Consider the following 3,895-nt stretch of genomic DNA (forward strand, 5'->3'; position numbering starts at 1 on the left):
GGAGCGGGGCGAGGGTCTTCGACAACAACGGTCACATTTTCGCCGTGGCCGCTGGTTGCAACATCACCTCGGGTGATCTTCACATCGCCACCATGATTCCCTGACCACCGACCCCGCGGCGTCGCCACCGCTGACACCCGGCTCCGCCCTGCACACGAGCAGGGCGGAGCCGGGTGTCACGGCGGCTTCGTGCCTCGCGAGCCGTTGGTGACAGTGCCGAAGTGGCCCAGGAGACTCTGCAGCACATGCGAGATCGGGTACGCGACCAGAGGGGCGGGTGGAGACATGGGACGACGTCGCGTCAAGACGCCCGGTCGGCGCTGATCGTACTCGTGATCCACTCCCAGTAGAACGCGATGGAGGTGAAGACCTCGTCGGTGGCGAGGCAGGAGTTGCCACCGCTGCGGCTGTCCACGCCGATGACGCGCCACTTACCCGCGACCTTGAGGAGCAGCGGGCTGCCCGAGTCACCGTTGCACGCGCCCGCGGCGCCGCCCTTCGACCTCTCGACACAGAGGTCACCGGGCGTCGCGTCGAACTCGTCACCGAAGGAGCACTCCGCATGGGCCAGCGGCTTCGTGTCGAGTTGCAAGATCTCCAGCCGATCATCCGCACGACCTCGCCGGTGGGTGCCAGCACAACGGCCCCGAACGGCGAGCTACCTGATGAAAGCCCTCCATGCCAACATAAAGCAGGTGGCCCAGGGCTCACCTACCTGGGGCCACCGCACGCCCACCACCCTCCAGCAACGACCGGTATCAGGCAACCGCACTACGCCCTCGGGCGGCACTCGGTCTTCATTCTTGTCTCCCGGCGCGCCCGCCGGCAAGCTCTCGACCTGCAGCGCATATGCCGGGCTGTCCGCGGCCTGGCCCGCGGTCAAGACGAACGCGAGCGACAGCAGGAACGAGTCGCGGGCGCGGGTCGGTCAGGACCTGAAACACCTGCTCAGCATCACGAAACCCGGCCAGACTACCGGGGATCACCGCGCTCCCCCGTCCGGCCCCTCGCCGGTGGGATGTTGTGATTGAGACGGAAGGTGTTGTGCGGGTCATAGACGGCCTTGAGGCCGGTCAGCCGCTCGTAGTCTGCGGCATCGTAGGCGGAGCGCACCTGCGCGGCGGCCCCTTCGCCATTCATGAAGTTGAGGAACCGCCCGCCGGTGCTCCACGGTGCGACCGCATCCAGCACGCGCGCGTGCGCTGGCCGGATCTCCGCGATGTCGGCGCGTTCCAGCCGCGACACCACGTTGAGCACGTATCGCGCATCGCGGTTACCGACGGCATTGCCCTCGGCGGGCGGGTGAGTGAGCCGCCCGCCGAGGTGGCGCAGCTCGACGATGTGCGGCACCTGAGCGTGGGGACCGGCCAAGTCGAGGATGGCCTGGACACTGGTGGCGTCGAGCTCGCCGAGCATGGCAGTGCCCGCCTCGAATGCACCAGGGACGACAGGGTCGTTGTAGATCGACCCGGTTTCGGCGTATGCCAGCTCACCGAGGGTGTCACTGATCGCGCCGATGGCCCGCAGTGGCCCCATCATGCGCTCGGTGCCCCCGGGATCGCCGGGTGCGCAGGCGATACGGACCTGTACGGTGTGACGCCCGCGCATCGGCTCAGGGATCGCCGGAACGTCCGGCAGGGAGATCAGTGCAACCGAGGAGTTCATCGCCTCGGGAACGATGGTCTCCCGGATGTCAGGCCGTTCTGATCAACCGAACTGGTGCGAGCAAGGTGTTGTGCGTGGGTCGCGGAACCGTACCGACCGAATTCCGCCAGGTGCGACTCATCAGGATTCAGCCGGGCACCGCACCGCCCTGTGGCCTCGGAACAACCTGAACCGATCGACCCACCCTACCCACGCTGTTCGACATGTACTGCCGTTCGTCTCCGACTGGAGGCCAAGGACGCCTACAGGCTCTCAGCCTGCGTCTCGTACGAACAAATGACCACCGACGAGGCACCGAAATGTCCGCGAATATCTGACCGGTTTCTTGCGCCCCGAAACCGAAGTACCTAGTTGTAGATGACCTGCAGCTCGGTCATCTTCGTGCCGGTGCTCGGGGAGACGAACTCGCCGCGGCGCGCCTTGTCCAGCAGGCCCTTCCAGATCCCGCGCACGTCCTGGCCGTGCAGGACGCAGTTCGGGTCCTGGTCGCACCAGCCGACGAACTGGTCGAAGGCGTCCTCGACGGCGAGCGCCTCGGTGGACAGGAAGCCCGCGACGCCGAGGCTGTGGTCCATGTTGCTGTCGAGGCCGAGCGCGCGGACGCGGTCGGGAACAGCTCAGCGTACATCTGGCCGATCAGCGTGCCGTACGAGATGCCGTAGTAGGTGAGCTTCTCCTCGCCGAGGGCGGCGCGCAGCGCGTCCAGGTCACGGGCCACGTCCTTGGAGTCGACGTGGTCGTACAGCGGGCCGGTGCGCTCCCGGCAGTCGACGTGCAGCTTCTTGGTGAACACGTTCCAGGCGTCGAAGTCGGCCTGGCTCTTCATGACGGTGTGCGGCATCTGGTTGTACACCGACGCCGAGCAGATCACCGGGTTGCTGTGCCCCACGCCCCGAGGGTCGAACCCGACGATGTCGAACCGCTTCTGCAGCTCCTCCGTGTACGACCACGGGGCGCCGTACACGGACTCCACACCCGAGCCGCCAGGACCGCCGGGGTTGATCACCAGCGAGCCGATGCGGGCCGCGGGGTCGGTGGCCTTGCGCCGGGCGACGGCGATGTCGACGGTCGGCCCGTCAGGGGCGGACCAGTCGATCGGGACGGTCAGCTTGCCGCACTCCGCGGCCGGCTCCTCCTCGCAGGGCGCCCACATGATGTTGTCGATCCCTGTGGCCGCAGAGCCCGTGTGTTCGGCTGCCTGCACGGGGGTCGAGAAAGGCAATAGCGCTGACAGCGCTGAAATGGCAGTGATTAGCGCACACTTTTTAATCACGATACTCTTGCCATCGTTGGCTGGCTGGTCGGCAGAGATTATAGGCTCGCGGCGGCGCGGTGGTGCTCCTGAGCCTTGGTGATCTTCAAGATGACACAGATCGCCAGCACAGCCGCGACCAGCATTAGCGCAATGCCTACGAGGTCAAATCGCGCCGCGAAGGCCACCGACTCCAAATCGTCGCCGGCGAAAAGGGCGGTGGCCAGCAGGCGGGCGGCTACGTTCGCCACCAGACTTCCGGCCACCCATGCCGCCCACCAGACGTCGATGAGAACCTGAGGCGAAGCTTGTTCGCCGTCGCGCGCCGAGGCATGCCAGATGTCGTCCACAATCTGCTTCGGAAACCAGAATGAGATGATCGGCACCACCCAGCCGAAGATCAGCCATGGCCTTGTGTGCCGATGGCCGTCCGGTGCGAGGCTTTCAGCGTTGGCCCTGACCCTGAAAAGCCAAACCAGGAACCCCGCAATGCTGACGAGGTAGACGGCGACCCACAGGATGCCGGAGAGGGCGTAGACGAGGTCGGCAGTCATCTTTTCCGACTCCGACGCTGAGCCGATATCGCTGATCACGCGGTCGATGAACGCGGCATACCATAGATCGATCATCGCTGCGACGATTGCTATGAACGCGTCACATGCGAGAACGACTACCGCGAAGACGGCGACACCGCGAACTGGGCGCAGCGGGGGGTGTGGTGTGGAGCCTTGGTATGAAGATGGCGGTGTGTGCATGGCCTAGTCTTTCGGGATCGGAAAGGAACGACGTCCCAGACCCCATTATGTCCAGCCCAGTGGACAGCCCGCACGATGCGGCCGCCACAAAAGCGTCGCAGAAAATCCGGCGGCAGGGGTTTATGCGGGGAAAGAACATGGCATTTGCTGGGCGCGGCCGCGGTGAGTGGTATCCGTCCGTGCCCAGCATGCTGCGCATGAGATTCTTTGCCCATGACCGAGT

General features: G+C 65.5%; 4 protein-coding genes. All 4 read right to left on the reverse strand.

What is annotated here, in order from left to right:
* Positions 1 to 301: 301 nt before the first annotated feature.
* The 4 genes from E1294_RS51260 to E1294_RS51275 all read right to left on the reverse strand — a co-directional run bounded on the left by E1294_RS51260 (position 302) and on the right by E1294_RS51275 (position 3,546).
* Positions 302 to 592, reverse strand: coding sequence for a trypsin-like serine protease (locus E1294_RS51260; protein ID WP_165977970.1), 291 nt, complete (start codon positions 590 to 592; stop codon positions 302 to 304).
* A 380-nt stretch (positions 593 to 972) separates the two neighbouring features.
* Positions 973 to 1,665, reverse strand: coding sequence for a BBE domain-containing protein (locus tag E1294_RS51265; RefSeq protein ID WP_132520414.1), 693 nt, complete (start codon positions 1,663 to 1,665; stop codon positions 973 to 975).
* A gap of 373 nt (positions 1,666 to 2,038) precedes the next feature.
* Positions 2,039 to 2,818: an alpha/beta fold hydrolase gene (locus E1294_RS51270; RefSeq protein ID WP_132520417.1), complete on the reverse strand. Its 780-nt coding sequence runs from the start codon at positions 2,816 to 2,818 to the stop codon at positions 2,039 to 2,041.
* 158 nt (positions 2,819 to 2,976) lie between these two features.
* Entirely contained in the window at positions 2,977 to 3,546 is a 570-nt protein-coding gene (locus tag E1294_RS51275) for a DUF4328 domain-containing protein (protein ID WP_165977971.1), read from the reverse strand.
* Positions 3,547 to 3,895 lie beyond the last annotated feature (349 nt).

This window comes from Nonomuraea diastatica (assembly GCF_004349015.1).
GTDB classification, from domain to species: Bacteria; Actinomycetota; Actinomycetes; order Streptosporangiales; family Streptosporangiaceae; genus Nonomuraea; species Nonomuraea diastatica.

What these genes read in the sequence shown, in the direction of transcription:
- E1294_RS51265 (WP_132520414.1), bottom strand. Translation starts at nt 1,665, where the DNA reads ATGAACTCCTCGGTTGCACTGATCTCCCTGCCGGACGTTCCGGCGATC.
- E1294_RS51270 (WP_132520417.1), bottom strand. Translation starts at nt 2,818, where the DNA reads ATGTGGGCGCCCTGCGAGGAGGAGCCGGCCGCGGAGTGCGGCAAGCTG.
- E1294_RS51275 (WP_165977971.1), bottom strand. Translation starts at nt 3,546, where the DNA reads ATGATCGATCTATGGTATGCCGCGTTCATCGACCGCGTGATCAGCGAT.